8 protein-coding genes and 1 pseudogene are annotated in these 17,137 nt (G+C 74.1%); 5 read left to right on the top strand and 4 right to left on the bottom strand.

Annotated features, from left to right (window positions below; all coding sequences use genetic code 11):
* Positions 1–53: 53 nt before the first annotated feature.
* The 3 genes from RLT57_RS27590 to RLT57_RS27580 all read right to left on the bottom strand — a co-directional run bounded on the left by RLT57_RS27590 (position 54) and on the right by RLT57_RS27580 (position 3,636).
* Complete coding sequence (locus RLT57_RS27590) at positions 54–1,193, bottom strand: YqcI/YcgG family protein (RefSeq protein WP_311299953.1); 1,140 nt, start codon at positions 1,191–1,193, stop codon at positions 54–56.
* A 133-nt stretch (positions 1,194–1,326) separates the two neighbouring features.
* Positions 1,327–2,733, bottom strand: a complete 1,407-nt coding sequence (locus RLT57_RS27585) for a hypothetical protein (protein ID WP_311299952.1) — start codon at positions 2,731–2,733, stop codon at positions 1,327–1,329.
* A gap of 363 nt (positions 2,734–3,096) precedes the next feature.
* A complete protein-coding gene (locus RLT57_RS27580) occupies positions 3,097–3,636 on the bottom strand; it encodes a YbhB/YbcL family Raf kinase inhibitor-like protein (protein WP_311299951.1) in 540 nt (179 codons plus the stop codon).
* A gap of 121 nt (positions 3,637–3,757) precedes the next feature.
* Here RLT57_RS27580 and RLT57_RS27575 point away from each other — a divergent pair.
* Positions 3,758–4,426 (top strand): annotated as a pseudogene (locus RLT57_RS27575) (GntR family transcriptional regulator); the annotation flags it as partial.
* Between the two features lie 223 nt (positions 4,427–4,649).
* Here the strand turns inward: RLT57_RS27575 and RLT57_RS27570 are convergent.
* Positions 4,650–5,384 carry a Crp/Fnr family transcriptional regulator gene (locus RLT57_RS27570; protein WP_311299950.1) on the bottom strand — a complete coding sequence of 245 codons (735 nt, stop codon included), beginning with the start codon at positions 5,382–5,384 and terminating at the stop codon, positions 4,650–4,652.
* A gap of 314 nt (positions 5,385–5,698) precedes the next feature.
* Here RLT57_RS27570 and RLT57_RS27565 point away from each other — a divergent pair, with 314 nt between their 5' ends.
* From RLT57_RS27565 to RLT57_RS27550, 4 genes are all read left to right on the top strand, one after another.
* Positions 5,699–5,905 (top strand): hypothetical protein, encoded by a 207-nt coding sequence (locus tag RLT57_RS27565; RefSeq protein ID WP_311299949.1) that lies wholly within the window; start codon positions 5,699–5,701, stop codon positions 5,903–5,905.
* A 2,305-nt stretch (positions 5,906–8,210) separates the two neighbouring features.
* Entirely contained in the window at positions 8,211–8,477 is a 267-nt protein-coding gene (locus RLT57_RS27560; protein ID WP_311299948.1) for an acyl carrier protein, read from the top strand.
* Positions 8,461–9,384: an alpha/beta fold hydrolase gene (locus RLT57_RS27555; RefSeq protein WP_311299947.1), complete on the top strand. Its 924-nt coding sequence runs from the start codon at positions 8,461–8,463 to the stop codon at positions 9,382–9,384. The genes RLT57_RS27560 and RLT57_RS27555 overlap by 17 nt, the downstream gene beginning before the upstream one ends.
* Before the next feature lie 36 nt (positions 9,385–9,420).
* Complete coding sequence (locus tag RLT57_RS27550; protein WP_311299946.1) at positions 9,421–17,070, top strand: SDR family NAD(P)-dependent oxidoreductase; 7,650 nt, start codon at positions 9,421–9,423, stop codon at positions 17,068–17,070.
* The last annotated feature ends 67 nt before the right edge of the window (positions 17,071–17,137 follow it).

Below are 17,137 nucleotides of genomic sequence, written 5' to 3'. Positions count from 1 at the left end.
CCGGGCCGGATCGTCCGGCGCGTGGCCCCGGCAGGGCGCCCGCACCCACCGGCTCACACCACCCGGTCCGGGCGGCGCTGCGCCGTGCGGGCCGGGCGCATGTCGGTCCAGACCCGGCCGACATGCGCCAGGCAGGTGTCCCGGGCGCCGCGGACGCCGGTGTCACGCCAGCGGTCGGGAACCGGAAGGGCGGCCGGCCACAGCGAGTACTGGCGGTGGTCGTTGACCAGGACCGTGTAGCGGGGCCCGGCGGCCGGTCCGGCGGCGGCCAGGACGCGTGCCAGGGCCGCCCGGTCGCGGGCGGCGCGGCCCTCGCGGGCGTGGTCCGGGGCCGCCGCCACCGGCTCACGGGCGCCGCTCCTGGCCAGGAACGGGCAGTCGGGCACCTTTCCGTCGGCGGTGTCCGGCAGGAAGTACTGGCGCCACTCCCGGTTGCCCTCCTGGCCGTGGTTGCCGAGGGCGGCGGCGGGCTCCATGCCGTCGAACCGGCGGATGCGGTTGCGGATCACCTGGCGGGCCTTGGCGCCGCGCGGGGTGTCGGCCTCCAGCCCCTCGAACACCCAGCGCGGCTGAAAGGTGATCATGAAGCCGCGGTTGTGCCGGCTGTGCCGGGTGACGTGGGCCGGGGTGTTGCAGACGACGAAGATCTCGGTGCCGCCGAAGCTGAACTCCCACCAGAGCTCCTCGGGGTCCAGCGGCGTCGACGCCGGCCAGGGCTGCGGGTCGCCGTCGTGCAGAAACTGAAGGACCGACCAGAACTGCCGGAAGTAGTGGTCGAGCGTGCCGGGCCGCTCGTCGGGCCGGAACAGGACCACCAGGGAGGTGTCTTTGCCCAGTTGCTTGTACGTGGCCAGGTAGTCGTCGAGGATGCCGGCGAGCGGCGCCCAGGTGCTCTCGTCGTGCGGGCTCTCGACGAAGCCGAAGCGCAGCGACTGCTTCTTGGCTGCGGCCACGGCGAAGGTGCAGGGGAACGGCCGGTCGGTGTCGAGCAGGGTCTCCACCAGTTCACGGGCGGCGTCCGGTCCCCAGTCCGGGGTGGCGCCGATGGTGCACGCGGCCAGCGTCCGGGCGGCGGCGGCGTCCGCAGTGGGGAGATGCGCGGTGGGGAGATGCGCGGTGGGGAGATGCGCGGTGGGGAGATGCGCCGCGGGCGGTTGCGCCGCGGCGGGGGGTCGGTTGGGGGGCACAGGCACGGGGAGTACTCCGTCACGGGAGAGGTCGGCTCGGCGGAGGGCCGCACGGCGGGGAGGCGCGCGGCAGGGGGTGGACGGCGAGGCGGCGCGGGGCGCCCGGCACGGGCCGGCGGCGCCCCGGGGCGGGCCGTCGTCAGAACCGCGCGTACATGTCCTCGGGGATGATCGGCTGGTGGTAGGTGCACTCGCCGGACAGCACGGTCGACCCGTGCAGCCGGGAGACCGGGATGAGCACCTTGTCGCCCTCGTGCAGCGCTATCTTGTGGGTGACGTTGTTCCAGAAGTGCATCTGGCCCCGCTCGACCATCACCAGCCGGTGCTCGTCGTGCACGTGAGTCGTCGAGGTCTCCTCATGGCTCTCGACGAAGGTGTCGAGGTCCACCGTGATGCCGTTGTCCTGGATGTACCTGCTGATCCGCTCGGCCTTGTCCTGGTGCTCCGGGATGCTGTCGGCCCAGGCGAGCTGCCGCGCGAGGTCCTCGTCCCACAGCCCGGCCAGCCAGGCGGCGTCGGCGAAGCCGTGGTGGAAACGCTCCACGCCGCTCGGGCCGTACAGCCGCAGCAGCGGCTCCACCCAGCGGCCGGTCAGGTCGCCGAGGTGGCCGGGTTCGAGGCCGAAGTGGTCGAAGAGCGCGGGGCGGGTGCCGAATCCGTCCTCGAAGACGTCGGCGAACCCGGCCGCGGTGACCGCCTGGTCGATGCCGTGGTGTAGCAGCGCGCCGAGGAACTCGGGGTACTTCTCCCGGTCGCGCGACAGCCGGTGCAGGTGGTTGCCGCGGGCCAGCGAGGTGCCGAGGTAGAGCTGCCAGTAGGCGCCGGTGGTGGTCTTCAGGCCCGCGCCCTCCAGCAGGGCGCGGTACTGCCCGTGCAGTCCGGCCCAGGTGCGGTAGTCGTCCAGCAGCGCGATCCGGGCACCGGGGTGCGCGATGTCGTACTCGCCGAGCGCGGCGCGGCCGACGGCCGCCCGGGAGGCCGGCAGGTAGGCGCTGAGCTGGAGCAGGACGAAGGTCGCCGACGCCTTGCGGTCCTTGGTGGACAGCGCGGCGGCGAACGCCCGCCCGGGCTCGGCGAGCCGCTGCTCGTGGTAAGCGCCGACGGCCGCCGCGACCTGCTCCGGCGCGTACCCGGCGAGCGGCTTGCGCTCCGACTCCAGCAGGGTGAACAGGTGGCGCTCCAGGACGGGCGCGGCCATCGCGCCCAGGACGCGGTTGCGCTCGTCGTAGAACAGCGCGCCGTCCGCGGCTGCGGCCGGTCCCGCGGCCGGCGGCAGGTGGAGCAGCCCGCTGTCGTAGACGTTGCGCAGCATCCGGTGGCCCAGCAGCGCGCTGAGTTTGAGCGCCTTGGCGACGGGCATCGGCTTGCCGTAGTCGAGCCACGCCAGGTCGTCCGGGCGCACCGGGCGGCGGTACGGGTTGTCCTCGGTGGTCAGCTCCTCCCACTCCGCGGCGCGGAACGCGGGGTTCGCCGCGAAGGCCTTGACGACGCCGTTGGCGTCTCCCGCGGCGAGCCGGGCGAACAGATCCGTGTACTCCAGGGCCATGACGGTCCTCCAGAAGAAGGCGGGGCGCGGGCATGCGGAGGCGGCGCACAGGACTCGACACACCACACGGCTTACTTAGGTAAGCCTTGCCTTACTCGCATGGCCCCGTCAAGGCCCCGCCCCCGTCGGACCCTCGGGAGCCGGGCGGCCGTCGCGGGCCGCTGCTCACGGAGAGGCTCGGCTGGAGGCTCGCTGTTCCACCGTCGGCGGGCGACTCCCCCGCCGCCGGGCCCGCGGGCGGCCGGCGCCGTTCGCGGAGCGGGCAGAAGTTCGGGGGGAGCGGCCGCGGCCGCTCCCCCCGGGTCCTCCCGTGCCCCCCCCGCGTTCTCCCGGATCCCGCCGGGCCGTCCCGGCGGCCGGCCGTCAGGCCGGGATCTCGGCGGTCGCGGTCAGGACCGCGCGGCCGAGGATGTGACCTGCGATGGTGAAGCCGAGGAACGCGGGAGTGGCCTCCGCCGGGACGCCGATGTTCTCCACGTCGAGGGCGTGCACCACGACGAAGTACCGGTGCGCGCCGTGCCCGGCCGGCGGCGCCGCGCCGAGGAAGCGCGCCGAGCGGGCGTCGTTGGGCAGTTGGTAGGCACCCTCGGGAAGGCCCGAGCCGGTGTCGTCGCCCGCGCCCTCCGGCAGTTCGGTGACAGTGGCCGGGATGTCGGCCACGGCCCAGTGCCAGAAGCCGGATCCGGTCGGGGCGTCCGGGTCGTACACCGTCACGGCGTAGCTCCTGGTGCCCTCGGGGGCACCGCTCCAGGACAGCTGCGGCGAGAGGTCCTTGCCGCCCGGGACACCGAAGAGCCCGGACATCTGCTCGGCGGCCCAGGGCTCGCCGTCGGTCACCGTGGTGCTGGTGACCGTGAAGGTCGCCGCCTCGGGGAGGCGGGCGAAGGGGTCGTTGCCGCTCATCGCGTCATTCCTTTCGTGGAGGCAGGCGGACATCCTTACCCGTTCCGCGTCGGCGATGCCCGCCCGTCATCGACGATAGTACAGATAATCGATTATCTGGCGGATCGTCTATCGTGAGCGTATGACGGAGACGGCCGGCACCTCGGCGAAGCAGATGCTGTCGGAGCGGGTGTACGCCCGGCTGCGGGAGGCGGTCATGCGCGGCGAGTTCGCCCCGGGCGAGGCGCTCAGGCCGCAGGAGCTGGCCAAGGAGCACCATGTGAGCCTGGCGGTGGTGCGCGAGGCACTGGTCCGGGCGGTCGGCGACGGCATCGCCGACCGGCTGCCCAACCGCGGCTTCGCGGTCCCGGCCTTCTCCGACCGGCGCTGGCAGGAGATCGCCGAGGCCCGCCGAGCCGTCGAACCGGTCGTCCTGCGCATGGCCGTCGAACGCGGCGACCTGGACTGGGAGGCGCGGATACGGGCGGCCCACCACCGGCTGGCGCGTACCCCGGTGTACGCGCCGGAGGAGGGCGAGCACGTCAGCGGCGCCTGGTCCGAGGCCCACCACGCCTTCCACCGGGCGCTGCTGGACGGCTGCGGCAACGCCGTACTGCTGGACACCTTCGACCGGATGTGGACCGCCAGCGAGCTGGGCCGCCGCTGGTCAGTGCGGCGCACCCCGGACCGCGACTTCGCCGGCGAGCACCGCCGGCTGGAGAAGGCGGCCCTGGCCCGCGACGCCGACACCGCGGCCGAGGTGCTGGCCCGGCACCTGACGCTGACCGCCGCCGGTCTGACGGCCGACGGACCGGCCGCCGCCAGGACGCAGGAGAAGGCTGCGCATCCCGCGGACGCGGCCCGGCGCGCGCCGGTCCCCGCTCGCCGTCTCCCCGGGGGCGGGCGACCGGTGGCGGCCGCCGTACGGGTGGAAGCCGACGGTCCGGCGGCAGGCGGCGGCTCGGCGGCAGGCGGCGGCTCGGCGGCAGGCGGCGGCTCGGCGGCAGGCGGGGCCGCGGGGGACGGTCGGCCGTTCAGGGATAGGTGACGGCGGCGGCCCCGTCCAGGTCGAGTACCGTGACGGAGCGGTAGCCGGTCGACACCACGCCGTCCGCCCGCAGTTGGCGCAGCACCTTGTTGACGGTCACCACGGCGGCGCCCGCCAGGCCCGCCAACTCCGGCTGGGTGAGCGGCCAGCGCAGAACGGCGCCCTCCGCGGTCCGCTCGCCGTAGCGCACCACGACGTCGTGCAGCACCCTGGCCACCCGGGTGGGCACGTCGCAGCCGGTGAGGTCGATCCGGCGGGCGTTGGCGGCCCGCAGTTTGCCGACGACCGACCGGTTGACCATGGCGGCGACCTCCGGCTCGCGGCGCAGGCAGTCGAGGAAGTCCGCCTGTTTGACCACGCGGGCCAGCACGGTGCCGCTGGTGGTCACGGTGGCCGACCGCGGCTGCCCGTCGATCGCCGCGAGCTCCCCGACCAGGTCGCCGCCCACCCGTACGGCCAGCAGCGCGTCCTTGCCGTCCTGGGACCGGCCGGTCGCCTTCACCACTCCGTCGAGCAGGATCAGAACGAAGGTGCTGGTGTCGCCCTCGCGCATCAGCGGCCGTCCGGATGGGGCGAACTGACACAGCGTCCCGATCGCCAGCAGTCGCTTGCGCGACTGGTCGCCGAGGGAGGCGAGCAGGCTCCGCGCCGGCCAGCCCCAGGCGGCGCGCGCGGGTCGCCCCGGTCGCGCCGGCGGACGGGCCCGCCCGTCGCCGCGCATGGTGCCTTCCCCCCGGCCGCGGGCCGCCGGAAAGCGCCGCGGACGACTTCGTTGTGCATCGGTCCGGACTGATCCGGGGAGGGGACGGGCCGGCGCCGGCCGGGCGTACACGGGCCCGGCCGGGATCAGCCGGGATCAGCCGGAGGCAGGCCGGAGCGGCCGGGGGCGGGCGGGAACGACAGGGCCCGACGGGGATCGGCAAGGACCACGGGCAATCGAGGAGCGATGGGTCTCGACGAAATACTCACCACGGCGGCCTTGGTACTGCGCGGGATGAGCAACGGAGCGATCATCGACAACTGGACTGGCTGCACATGGCCGACCAGGACGCGTACGACGCCGTCATCGCCCAGGTGCGGTCGTCACCGACCGCCACCGTCGACGAGCTGGACGCGGCGCTGCTGGGCGCGGCGGCCGGTTCGATCTCCGCCGAGGCGCGGCTTCGGCTGGTCAGGTTCTACGCGATGTTCAAGATCGCCGAAGTACTGCGCTACGAGGAGTTCCGCGGTTTCCCCCAGTAGTGCGCCGGCGTATTCGGGTAATTCGGGACCCGCGGGTTCACCACCCGGCCAGAGTCCCTTCGGGCGCGTGGGATGCACATGCCACCGGGTGTTCGCCGCCTGCGCAGCCTACGATGTCGAGATATACAGTCCGCGTACGAATCAGGGACAGCCGGCGCCGCGCGGGCACGGCTGTCCTGGGTCGTCCGGCACGGCTGGGGGGCCGGGCGGCCGACCGACGGCCACCGACGGGTGCTGGAGCACGGAGGACGAGGGCACGGCGCCGCCGCCGGCCGGCGGAGAGGCGGCGCACCGCGGCTGACCGGCGCGGAGGCGGCATAGCGCAGGTGACCGGCGCTCCCACCCGGGCGCCCGACACGGCCCTGCGGGGGCCGACCGGGATCGCCCGGCGGACCGGCGGCTCCGGCCGCGCGTCACCCCGCAGGGGGGCGCCTTCACCGGACAGCCGGGGTCTGTCGTGTGGATCCGCGCGGGTGGCGGGGCGGGATCCGGTGCGCTGCGGGCGGCACGGCGGAGGAGGGGCCGGCGTGGTGTGTCGCCGACCGGCGGGAACGCGGCAGATGCGGGTGCCGGGCCGGGCGGCGCCGCGGAGATCCTCGCGACAGCCCCGCGCCTGGAGCGCCGTGCTCGGCACCTTCCGCCGGTGCGACGCGGAGCCGGTAGCGCGGCCCCCGGCGGGGAACGCCGACACCTTCTTAGCGTTCGCCGTCTTGGAGGAGCCGCGCCGCGGGTGACGGCGCGGCGGCCACCGGGTGCCAAAGACGCCTTCGTCCGCCACTCGCCGCGGGTCGGGCGGTTCGCCGGGTACGGCAGGCCGGACAGGCCGGACAGATACGCCAGTTCACCGAGTGCGGCAGGTCCCGCAGACCGGGCGGGTACGGAGGTGTACCGGGTACGCCGGGCCGCGCAGGCCGGGCGGGTAGGCAGGTCGCCGAGTGCGCCGGGCCGCGCAGGCCGGACAGGCCGGACAGATACGCCAGTTCACCGAGTGCGGCAGGTCCCGCAGACCGGGCGGGTACGGCGGTGTACCGGGTACGCCGGGCCGCGCGGGCCGCGCGGGCCGCGCAGGTACGGCAGTTCGTGCGGGCTGGGCGCATCAGGCGGAGTCGCCAGGTACGGCCAGACGTGCAGGCCGGGCGGTAGCGCCGTGTCACCGGCCCGGTCCGGGGAGGAGCCGCCCGGCGCACCGGAGCGCGGCCGGCCGGCGGCGGGTCGGCGCCGCACCCCCGTTCCTCAACCGGACGGTCGACGGTGGGCCGCCCCCGGCTCCCACTGAACCCGTTCGGCCGGCCTCGCCCGGTCCGCCCGCCCCCTTCGGTCCCGCGGCAGCCGCCCCGCACGGCCGTCCCCGCTGACGAGCCGCCGCACGCCGGCCGACCGACCGCCGCGCCGGGATCCCGCCCGCCGGGTGGGTTTTCCCCGCCGCCGACCAGGACGCCGAAGACGAGGGCGGCGGCGGCAGAGAAAACGCCAAGGGCGGAGAGGGCAACGGGGGCGGCGGGGGCTCGGCCGGACCCCGCCGAGCCCGCGAGGAAGCGGCGCTGTTTCCCCGGGGCGAGCGGACCACCGCGGTCCCGTAGGCCGCCGCCGGGAAGACCGCCGCGCCGCCGGGCGCCTTCGACACCGAAGCGCTCGTCGCCCGCCGGACACGGGGCGGAGGAGCGGTCGCGGCCACCCGGGACCGGCTCGCTCGGACCGCCACGCGGCGACGCCCGTGTTGGGCGTCGGCCTGCGGACGCGGTTCCAACCGGGCGGCGCGCGGCCGAGCCGCGATCCGGTACCGCCGCGGGCGTCCGCACCCGCACCACGTCCGCCGGCCGCCCCGCGACGGCGTGCCGCAGGCGCCGTCGCAGGGGCGGCGCGTCCGCACGCGGGCGCATAAGCGGGGCACGAGAGCGCGCGGAGCGGCGGATTGCCGCGTCCGGATTTCACCGATCGGTACGGCAGTGGCATACATTCGGACACCTACGCGGCAGGCCCCGATTTCCCTCGCGGATCTTGCGGGCTGCCGGTGTCCTGCCGGTGGGATCGGCGGTTCCGGAGCCTCCGCGGCCGGCCCGGAGGAGGCCATACGCCGGTGGCATAACTATTGACCTGGCGATTAACATGTCGGCAATAATGCCCCGCGAACTAAGTGACCACTAACTGCTATATTTTAATTTCGGCAACTCCAGGTTAATAAGTGTCACAAGGAGGCGCACGTCACTGGCTTTCTTCTTTTTCTCCTCTAGTATCGGCTCCGAATCACACATAGGCCGCGGGCTTGCGGCCGACCACCAGCCGATATTCCCCGGAGGTCCGGACGATGGCCGTTGTCGCAGCGAAGGACGCACAGGACTGGCTGATCGACAAGATCGCCCATCGCCTTGGCGTGGATCCGAGTGAAGTTGCCCCGGAACGGTTCTTCGACGAACTTGACCTGGACTCCACCGAGGCCCTGATCCTGGCAGGCGAGCTGGAGAACTGGCTCGGGTTCGAGCTCGGCACCACTGCGCTGTGGTACCACCCGACGATCAAGGAGCTGGCCGAGTTCATAGCGGAAGAGAGCGCACAGCGTGCCAACGCGGCCTAGGAGCACCCCGCAGGTCGTCAACCGGTACCGTACCGCCGACGCCGGCGGACGCACCGTCTTCGTGGTCCACCCGGGAGCGCTGCCGGCGACCGTCCACCGGACGCTCGCCGCGGCGCTGCCCGAGGGCAGCGGGCTGACGGTACTGGACCTGAGCGTGCTCCCCGAGTACTGGGAGCCCGCGCTGACCGGGGACCGGCCCTCCACCACGGTGGAGGACCTGGCCGCCCGGCTGCTGGACCTGCTGCTCACGGAGTCCCCGCAGGGCCCGTCGGTCCTGGTGGGCTGGTCGTTCGGCGGCGTGGTGGCGCACACCATGACGGGGCGGCTGCCCGCCGCCGCACTGCCGGACCGGCTGGTGCTGCTGGACAGCATCGCACCCACCGAGGCGTACACCCCCGCGGACAGCGACCTGGACCAGCCGATGCTGCTGGACTGGTTCGCCATGTACCTGGGCGCCAAACGCGACCGGGTACTGCCCGGCCCGCCCGACCGATACGCGGGCCACGACCTGGAGTCCGGGCTGGCAGCCGTACTCCAGGCATGCGTCACCGCCGGAGCCCTGCCGGCCGACACCTCGCTGCCGGGGCTGCGCAAGCTCTACGACACGTACGTCGACGGGCTGCTGCGCAACAACCGGCTGACGGCGGCGTACCGGCCCCAGCCGGCCGTACTGCCGCTGGTACTGCTCAAGGCCGACCGCAGCCTGATCCACGGCGACCCGGACCTGGGCTGGCCGGAACTCGCGGCGCACGGCCTGTCCGTACTGCCGTGCCCCGGCGACCACTACACCATGCTCACCCGCTCCGACTCGGCGGCGGCCATCGCGCACGCGCTGCTCGCCGACGCATCCGACGGCATCCCGGAGCGCCCGGCGCCCGGCGAGGAGCTGTCGGCCGCCCGTCCGTGATCCGGTCCCCGCTTCCGAAAGCAGGAGAGCTTCTCAGTGAACCGTAACCAGGGAGCCGACCTCGACCGTCGGCTCGCGCGCGATCCCATAGCCATCGTCGGTCTGTCCGCGCTCTACCCCAAGTCCGCCAACCTGCGGCAGTTCTGGGGCAACGTGGTCTCGGCGGCCGACTGCATCGAAGATGTGCCGGCCGGCCACTGGGACGTCAACGAGTACTACGACCCCGACCCGTCGGCACCGGACAAGACCTACGCCAAGCGCGGCGGCTTCATGCCGACCGTGCCGTTCAACCCGCTGGAGTTCGGCCTGCCGCCGAACACCCTGGAGGTCACCGACGTCCTCCAGCTGCTGAGCCTGGTCGTGGCCCGTGACGCGCTGAAGGACGCCGACGCCGGCAAGTCCTGGTACGACCCGACCCGGACCGGTGTCATCCTCGGCATCACCGGCGCCAACCAGCTCACCCAGCCGCTGTCCGCCCGGCTCCAGACACCGGTGCTCAAGGAAGTGGTCCGCAGCTGCGGCCTGTCCGAGCGGGACGCCGAGGAGATCGCGGAGAAGTTCAAGCTCGCCTTCGCGCCGTGGGAGGAGAACTCCTTCCCCGGCATGCTGGGGAACGTGGTGGCCGGCCGGATCGCCAACCGGCTCGACCTCGGCGGCACCAACATGACCATCGACGCGGCGTGCGCCAGCTCGCTGGGCGCGCTCAAGGCCGCGGCCAGCGAACTGCTCGAAGGCCGCGCCGACATGATGCTGACCGGCGGCTGCGACGCCGAGAACACCATCTTCATGTACCTGTGCTTCAGCAAGACCCCGGCCTTCTCCAAGACCGGCAACATCCGCCCGTTCGACGAGAACGCGGACGGCACGCTGATCGGCGAGGGCATCGGCATGCTGGCGCTGCGCCGGCTGGCCGACGCCGAGCGCGACGGCAACCGGATCTACGCGGTGCTGCGGGGCCTGGGCTCCTCCAGCGACGGGCGCTTCAAGTCCATCTACGCCCCCCGCAAGGAGGGCCAGACCGTCGCCCTGCGCCGCGCCTACGAGGACGCGGACTGCTCGCCCAGCTCGGTGGAGCTGTTCGAGGCGCACGGCACCGGTACGGCGGTCGGCGACGCCACCGAGCTGTCGGCGCTCGCCGAGGTGGTCGGCGACAGCACCAAGCAGCGCCAGTACGCGGCGGTCGGCAGCGTCAAGTCCCAGATCGGCCACACCAAGGCCGCCGCCGGCGCCGCCGGACTGATCAAGCTGTCGCTGGCCCTGCACCAGCGGGTACTGCCGCCCACCATCAACGTGAGCACGCCCAGCCCGGCGATCGGCTTCGGCGACAGCCCGTTCTACGTCAACACCGTCAGCCGGCCGTGGATCCGCGACCCGGAGCGCCCGCAGCGCCGCGCGGCCATCTCCTCGTTCGGCTTCGGCGGCACCAACTTCCACGTCGTGCTCCAGGAGTACGGCGACGACAGCGAGGTGCAGACGGTCGCCCCGGTGGCGGCCGTGCACCTGTGGCACGCCCCGGACACCGCCGCGCTCACGGCCCTGCTGGCCTCCGGCGCCCCCGCCGCGCAGGGCCCGGCGCCCGCCGGCCACGCCCGGATCGCGCTGGCCGCCAACGGCGGGGAGCAGCTGGAGGAGCTGCGCGGGCTCGCCCTCGACGGCCTGCGGGCCCGGCCGGACGCCGCGCACTGGACGCACCCGAAGGGTGTCTTCTTCCGCGCGCAGGCGGCCGACCCCGGCAAGATCGGCGCGCTCTTCGCCGGCCAGGGCAGCCAGTACGTGGACGCCGGGCGCACCGCCGTCATGGCGCTGCCGCCGCTGCGGACCGCGTTCGACCAGGCCAACCAGTACTTCCAGGGCACCGAGACGCTGTCCCGGGTCGCCTTCCCGCCGCCGGCCTTCAACGACGGGCAGCGGCAGGTGCAGGAGGAGTCGCTGCGCCGCACCGAGTACGCCCAGCCGGCGATCGGCGCGCTGTCCATGGGCCACTACCGCTACCTGCGGGAACTGGGCTTCGCCGCGGACGGGTTCCTCGGCCACAGCTTCGGCGAGCTGACCGCGCTGTGGGCGGCCGACGCCGTGGACGACGCGACGTTCCTGTCGCTGGCCCGGGCCCGGGGCGCCGCGATGGCGCCGCCGGACACCGAGGGCTTCGACGCGGGCGCGATGGTCGCGGTGACCGCCTCCGAGCAGGCCACCCTCGCGCTGATGGCCGGCATCGAGGATCTGGCAGTCTGCAACCGCAACGCCCCCGAGCAGACCGTGGTCGGCGGCTCCACCGAGTCGGTGGTCCGGCTGCTGGCCGCCGCCGAGCAGGCGGGCGTGCGCGCCAAGCGGCTGCCCGTGTCGGCCGCGTTCCACACCCCGTTCGTCGCCCACGCACTGGAGGCGTTCCGGGGCAGCGTGGACGGCGCCGAGATCCGCGCCCCGCGCGGACCGGTGTTCGCCAACACGCCGGGCGCCGCGTACGGCGACAGCGTCGAGGACAACCGCCGGGTGCTGGCCGAGCAGCTGGTCAACCCGGTGGCGTTCGCCGACCGGGTGGAGGAGATGTACGCGGCGGGCTTCCGCACCTTCGTGGAGTTCGGCCCCCGGGGCGTGCTGGCCCGGCTGGTGCGCGACATCCTCGGGGAGCGCGAGCACACCGTGCTGTCCCTGGACGCCGGACCGAACCAGGACGCGGACCTCGCGCTCAAGCGCGCGGTGGCGCAGCTCGCCGTACTGGGCCTGCCGCTGGGGACCGCCGACCGCTACACCGCGCCCGTCGTGGCCGAGAAGCCGGTCAAGGGGATGACGATTCCCCTCAACGGCATCAACTACGTCTCGGACGCGCGCAAGGCCAAGTACCGCGACGCCTTGGACAACGGCTACCGCGTGGTGCTTCCGGCGCCCGCGGCGCCGGTCGCCGTGCCGGTCGCCGCCGGTGTCGGCGCGCGGTCGGCCGAGGCCGCCGCCCCGGCGCTTCCCGCGCCCACGCCGCCTGCGCCCGCGCCGGTGGTGACGCCCGCGCCTGCCCCCGCCCCTGCCCCCGTACCGGCCCAGGTGCCCGCGGCGGTCGCCTCGTCGGCCGGTCCTGCGGGCGTGCCGCTGCCGCGGACGCCGGACGCCGTGGCCCCCGCGCCATCGGCCGATCTCTCAGACAGGCTCACCGTGACCGAGGAGACACCCTCCGTCCAGCCGGCCGCTCCCGCGGCCCCCGGGCGGCTGGACAGCCTGGTCGCCGACCATCTGTCACTGCACGACCAGTATTTGAACGGACAGCTCGACAGCGTCCGGCAGCTGACCGAGCTGCTGACCCAGGCAGCGGGCCAGGGCCGGGTCAACGAGGTCCTGCCGGGTGTCTCGGCGGTCAAGGAGCACGGGCTGGCGATCGGCCGGACGCACCTGCGGGCCAACGAGATCCTGCGGGAGCTGGCCGGCTTCGAGTACGGGGCGGCGCCTGCCGCCGCACCGGCCGCCCCCGCCGCACCGGCGGCGCCGATCGCGCCCGCCGCGTTCGTCCCGCCGGCGCCCGCCGCGCTGCCGCCGTACACCCCGGCGCCCGCCCCGGCCCTCCCTGCGGCCCCGGCCACGCCGGCCCTGGCACTGCCCGCCGCTCCGGCGGCGCCGGCTCCCGCGCCCGTCGCGGCTCCGGCGTTCGCCCCGGCTCCGGTTCCCGCTCCGGCGGCGCCGGCCGTGGTGCCCGCTCCGGCACCCGCCACCGCCGCGGGTCCGTCCGTGGACCCGGCGGCGGTGCAGGCGGCGCTGCTCGAAGTGGTCTCGGAGAAGACCGGCTACCCGACCGACATGCTGGAACCGGGCATGGACATCGAAGCCGACCTCGGCATCGACTCCATCAAGCGCGTCGAAATCATGGGCACCCTCCAGGAGCGGTTCCCGACCGAATCGCACGCCGGCCCCGAAGCACTCGCCGAACTCCGCACCCTCAGCGACATCACCAACTTCATCAGCAGCCGGACCAGCTCCGCCCCCACCACCGCAGCCGTCCCGAGCGCCGCACCCACCGTGGCGGCAACGGCGACGGCGACGGCAACCGCGGCGATCGACCCGGCCGCCGTACAGGCCGCACTGCTCGAAGTCGTCGCCGAGAAAACCGGCTACCCCACCGACATGCTCGACCCCGGCATGGACATCGAAGCCGACCTCGGCATCGACTCCATCAAGCGCGTCGAAATCATGGGCACCCTCCAGGAGCGGTTCCCGACCGAATCGCACGCCGGCCCCGAAGCACTCGCCGAACTCCGCACCCTCAGCGACATCACCAACTTCATCAGCAGCCAGACCAGCTCCGCCCCCGCCACCGCGCCCGCGGCGGCGACGGCGACGGCAACCGCGGCGATCGACCCGGCCGCCGTACAGGCCGCGCTGCTCGAAGTCGTCGCCGAGAAAACCGGCTACCCCACCGACATGCTCGACCCCGGCATGGACATCGAAGCCGACCTCGGCATCGACTCCATCAAGCGCGTCGAAATCATGGGCACCCTCCAAGAACGCTTCCCGACCGAATCGCACGCCGGCCCCGAAGCACTCGCCGAACTCCGCACCCTCAGCGACATCACCAACTTCATCAGCAGCCAGACCAGCTCCGCCCCCACCACCGCAGCCGTCCCGAGCGCCGCACCCACCGTGGCGGCAACGGCGACGGCGACGGCAACCGCGGCGATCGACCCGGCCGCCGTACAGGCCGCACTGCTCGAAGTCGTCGCCGAGAAAACCGGCTACCCCACCGACATGCTCGACCCCGGCATGGACATCGAAGCCGACCTCGGCATCGACTCCATCAAGCGCGTCGAAATCATGGGCACCCTCCAAGAACGCTTCCCCACCGACTCCCACGCCGGCCCCGAAGCACTCGCCGAACTCCGCACCCTCAGCGACATCACCAACTTCATCAGCAACAGCACCGGTGCCGCCGCCGGCGGCGCTCCGGAAGCCGCTCCGACGGCGCCCGGTGGGGCCGTCGACCCGGCCGCCGTACAGGCCGCACTGCTCGAAGTCGTCGCCGAGAAAACCGGCTACCCCACCGACATGCTCGACCTCGGCATGGACATCGAAGCCGACCTCGGCATCGACTCCATCAAGCGCGTCGAAATCATGGGCACCCTCCAAGAACGCTTCCCGACCTCCTCGTCGGCCGGTCCCGAGCAGCTCGCCGAGCTCCGCACGCTGAGCGACATCACCAATTTCATCGCCGACCTGAGCGGTGCCGCGGCCGCCGAGCCGGCCACGGCCGCGCCGGAGACGGCGGTCACGCCCGACGGGTCCGCGGACCAGGCGGGGATCGGCCGGGGCCAGGCGGTGCTGACGCCGCTGCCCGAGCCGGACCAGCTGGTCGGGGCCTTCCCCGAGGGCTCCACGGCGCTGCTGGTGGACGACGGGAGCGACCTCGTACCGGCGCTCGCCCAGCGGCTGACCGCCGACGGCTGGCAGATCGCCGTACTGCGGCTGCCCGAGGTGACCGCGCGGCTGACGGACGGCACGGACCACGCGCTGTCCGGCTGGGGCACGGCAGAACTGGCCGCCCGGACCAAGGAGATCACCGACCGGCAGCCGCGCCTGGTGCTGCTGCCCGCCACCCGGCAGGACCTGGACTGGCGGGAGGGCGTACGCCGGCTGGCGCACGGCCTGCTGATCGCCAAGCACGTGGTGGCGCCGCTGCGCGAGGCCGCCGCGACCGGTCGGACCGCCTTCGTCACCGTCACCGCCCTGGACGGCGCCTTCGGCCTGCGCGGTGTCGCCGAGCAGCTGGCCCCGGCCGGCGGATACGGCGGCCTGGTCAAGACGCTCGCCATCGAGGCGCCCGAGGTGTTCACCCGAGGTGTCGACCTCGCGCCGGGTCTGGACCCGGCCGAGGCCGCCGCCCTGGTGATCGCGGAACTCCTCGACGCGGCGGTCGGCCCGGTGCAGGTCGCCCGGGACGGCGTCGGACGCGCGGCCCTGTCGCTGGCCGGCACCCCGTTCGCCGAGCGGGCCGGGCACGCCGGCGCGCTGCCGCCCGAACCGACCGCCGACGACCTGCTGGTGGTCACCGGTGGCGGCCGGGGCATCACGGCGAGCTGCGTGGTGGACCTGGCCGGCCGCTACCACACGGGGCTGCTGCTGCTCGGCCGCACCCCGCTGGCGGAGGAGCCCGGTTGGGCGGCCGGCCTGTACGGCCCGGCCGACCTGAAGGCCGCCGCCGTCGGCCACCTGCGCGAGCAGGGCGAGAAGCCGGTGCCCAAGCGCGTGGAGCAGCTGTACCAGTCGGTGGTCGCGGTTCGCGAGATCCGGCACACCCTCGACGAGGTGCACGCGGCCGGCGGCACCGCCGAGTACCTGGCGGTGGACATCACCGACGGCGCGGCGCTGAAGGCGGCGCTGGCCCCGTACGCCGACCGGGTCACCGGTCTGGTGCACGGCGCCGGGGTGCTGGCCGACCAGCTCATCGAGCAGAAGAAGGCCGCCGAGATCGAGCGGGTGTTCGCGCCGAAGCTGGACGGTCTGCGGGCCGTCGTGCAGGCGCTGCCCGAGGAGCGGCTGCGGCACGTGGTGCTGTTCTCCTCGGTGGCCGGCTTCTTCGGCAACCGCGGGCAGTCGGACTACGCCATGGCCAACGAGGTGCTGAACACCTGGGCGTCGTCCTTCAAGCTGCGCCACCCCGACAGCCGGGTCACCTCGGTGAACTGGGGTGCCTGGGACAGCGGCATGGTGTCACCGCAGATCAAGGAGGTGTTCGCCGAGCGGGGCATCGCGCTGATCGGCGCCCGGACCGGCCCGCGCCTGTTCACCGAGCAGTTCGCGGCGGACCGCGGCGGCGACGTGGTGACCGTGCTCGGGCCGACCACCCCGCTGTCATCCCGGCCGGTGGTGGTCCCGCCGACCCCGGTCGTGGTGCAGCGGGAGCTGTCCACGCTGGCCGACACCCCGCTGGTGACCGACCACGTCATCGGTGACACGCCGGTGCTGCCGGCGGCCCTCGCCCTCGGCTGGGCGATCGGCGCGGTGGAGCGCGTCACCGGCGCGAGCGTCGGCCGGGTACGGGACTTCGCCGTCCTCAAGGGCGTCGTGCTCGGCACCGACGAGCACGACCGGCTGCGGCTGCGGGCCCAGGCCACCGCCGACGGCTCGGGCGCCGAGGTGCTCATCGAGTCCGGTGACGGCGAGGGCGCGGCCCGGCCGCGGTACTCGGCGAAGGTGGAGCTGTCCGCGGCCGGTCCCGACCGGCCCCGGCTGACCGGGCTGCCCGCCCTGGGCTCCGGCCGCGACGCGGCGGGGCTGTACCAGGACGGGACGCTGTTCCACGGGCCCGCGCTGCGCGGCATCCGCAAGGTGGCGGCCGAGGACGGCAACCGTCTGGTGCTGGAGTGCGAGCTGGCCGAACCGGCCGCGGCCGGCGGCGCGTTCGCCGGCACGCTGTACGGCCCCGGCACGGCCGACCTGCTGCTCCAGGCCGCACTGGTCTGGACCCGGCTGCACCGCGGCACGGCGAGCCTGCCGCTGGCGGTGGCCGAGGCCGAGCTGTACGAGGTGCTGCCCGACGGTGGCCCCTTCCTGGTGGTGGTCGAGCCCGTGGACCCCGCAGCCGACCCGAACTCCGCGATCACCAAGCTCACGGTGACCGCGTGCGCTCCCGACGGGCAGGTCCTCGCCCGGTTCGGCGGTGTGTCGGTGGCCGCGGCTCCGCAGCTGGCCGCCAAGTTCGTGAACAGCTGACGATGTCGCCCCGCCGGGGCCGGGCGCTGCCGCGCCCGGCCCCGGCACCCAGCATGGAGGGAACCAC

The sequence above is a fragment of the Streptomyces sp. ITFR-21 genome (genome assembly GCF_031844685.1).
Classification (GTDB): domain Bacteria; phylum Actinomycetota; class Actinomycetes; order Streptomycetales; family Streptomycetaceae; genus Actinacidiphila.
Note: the sequence above shows the minus strand (reverse complement) of the source record. Positions and strands in the feature narration are given on the sequence as shown.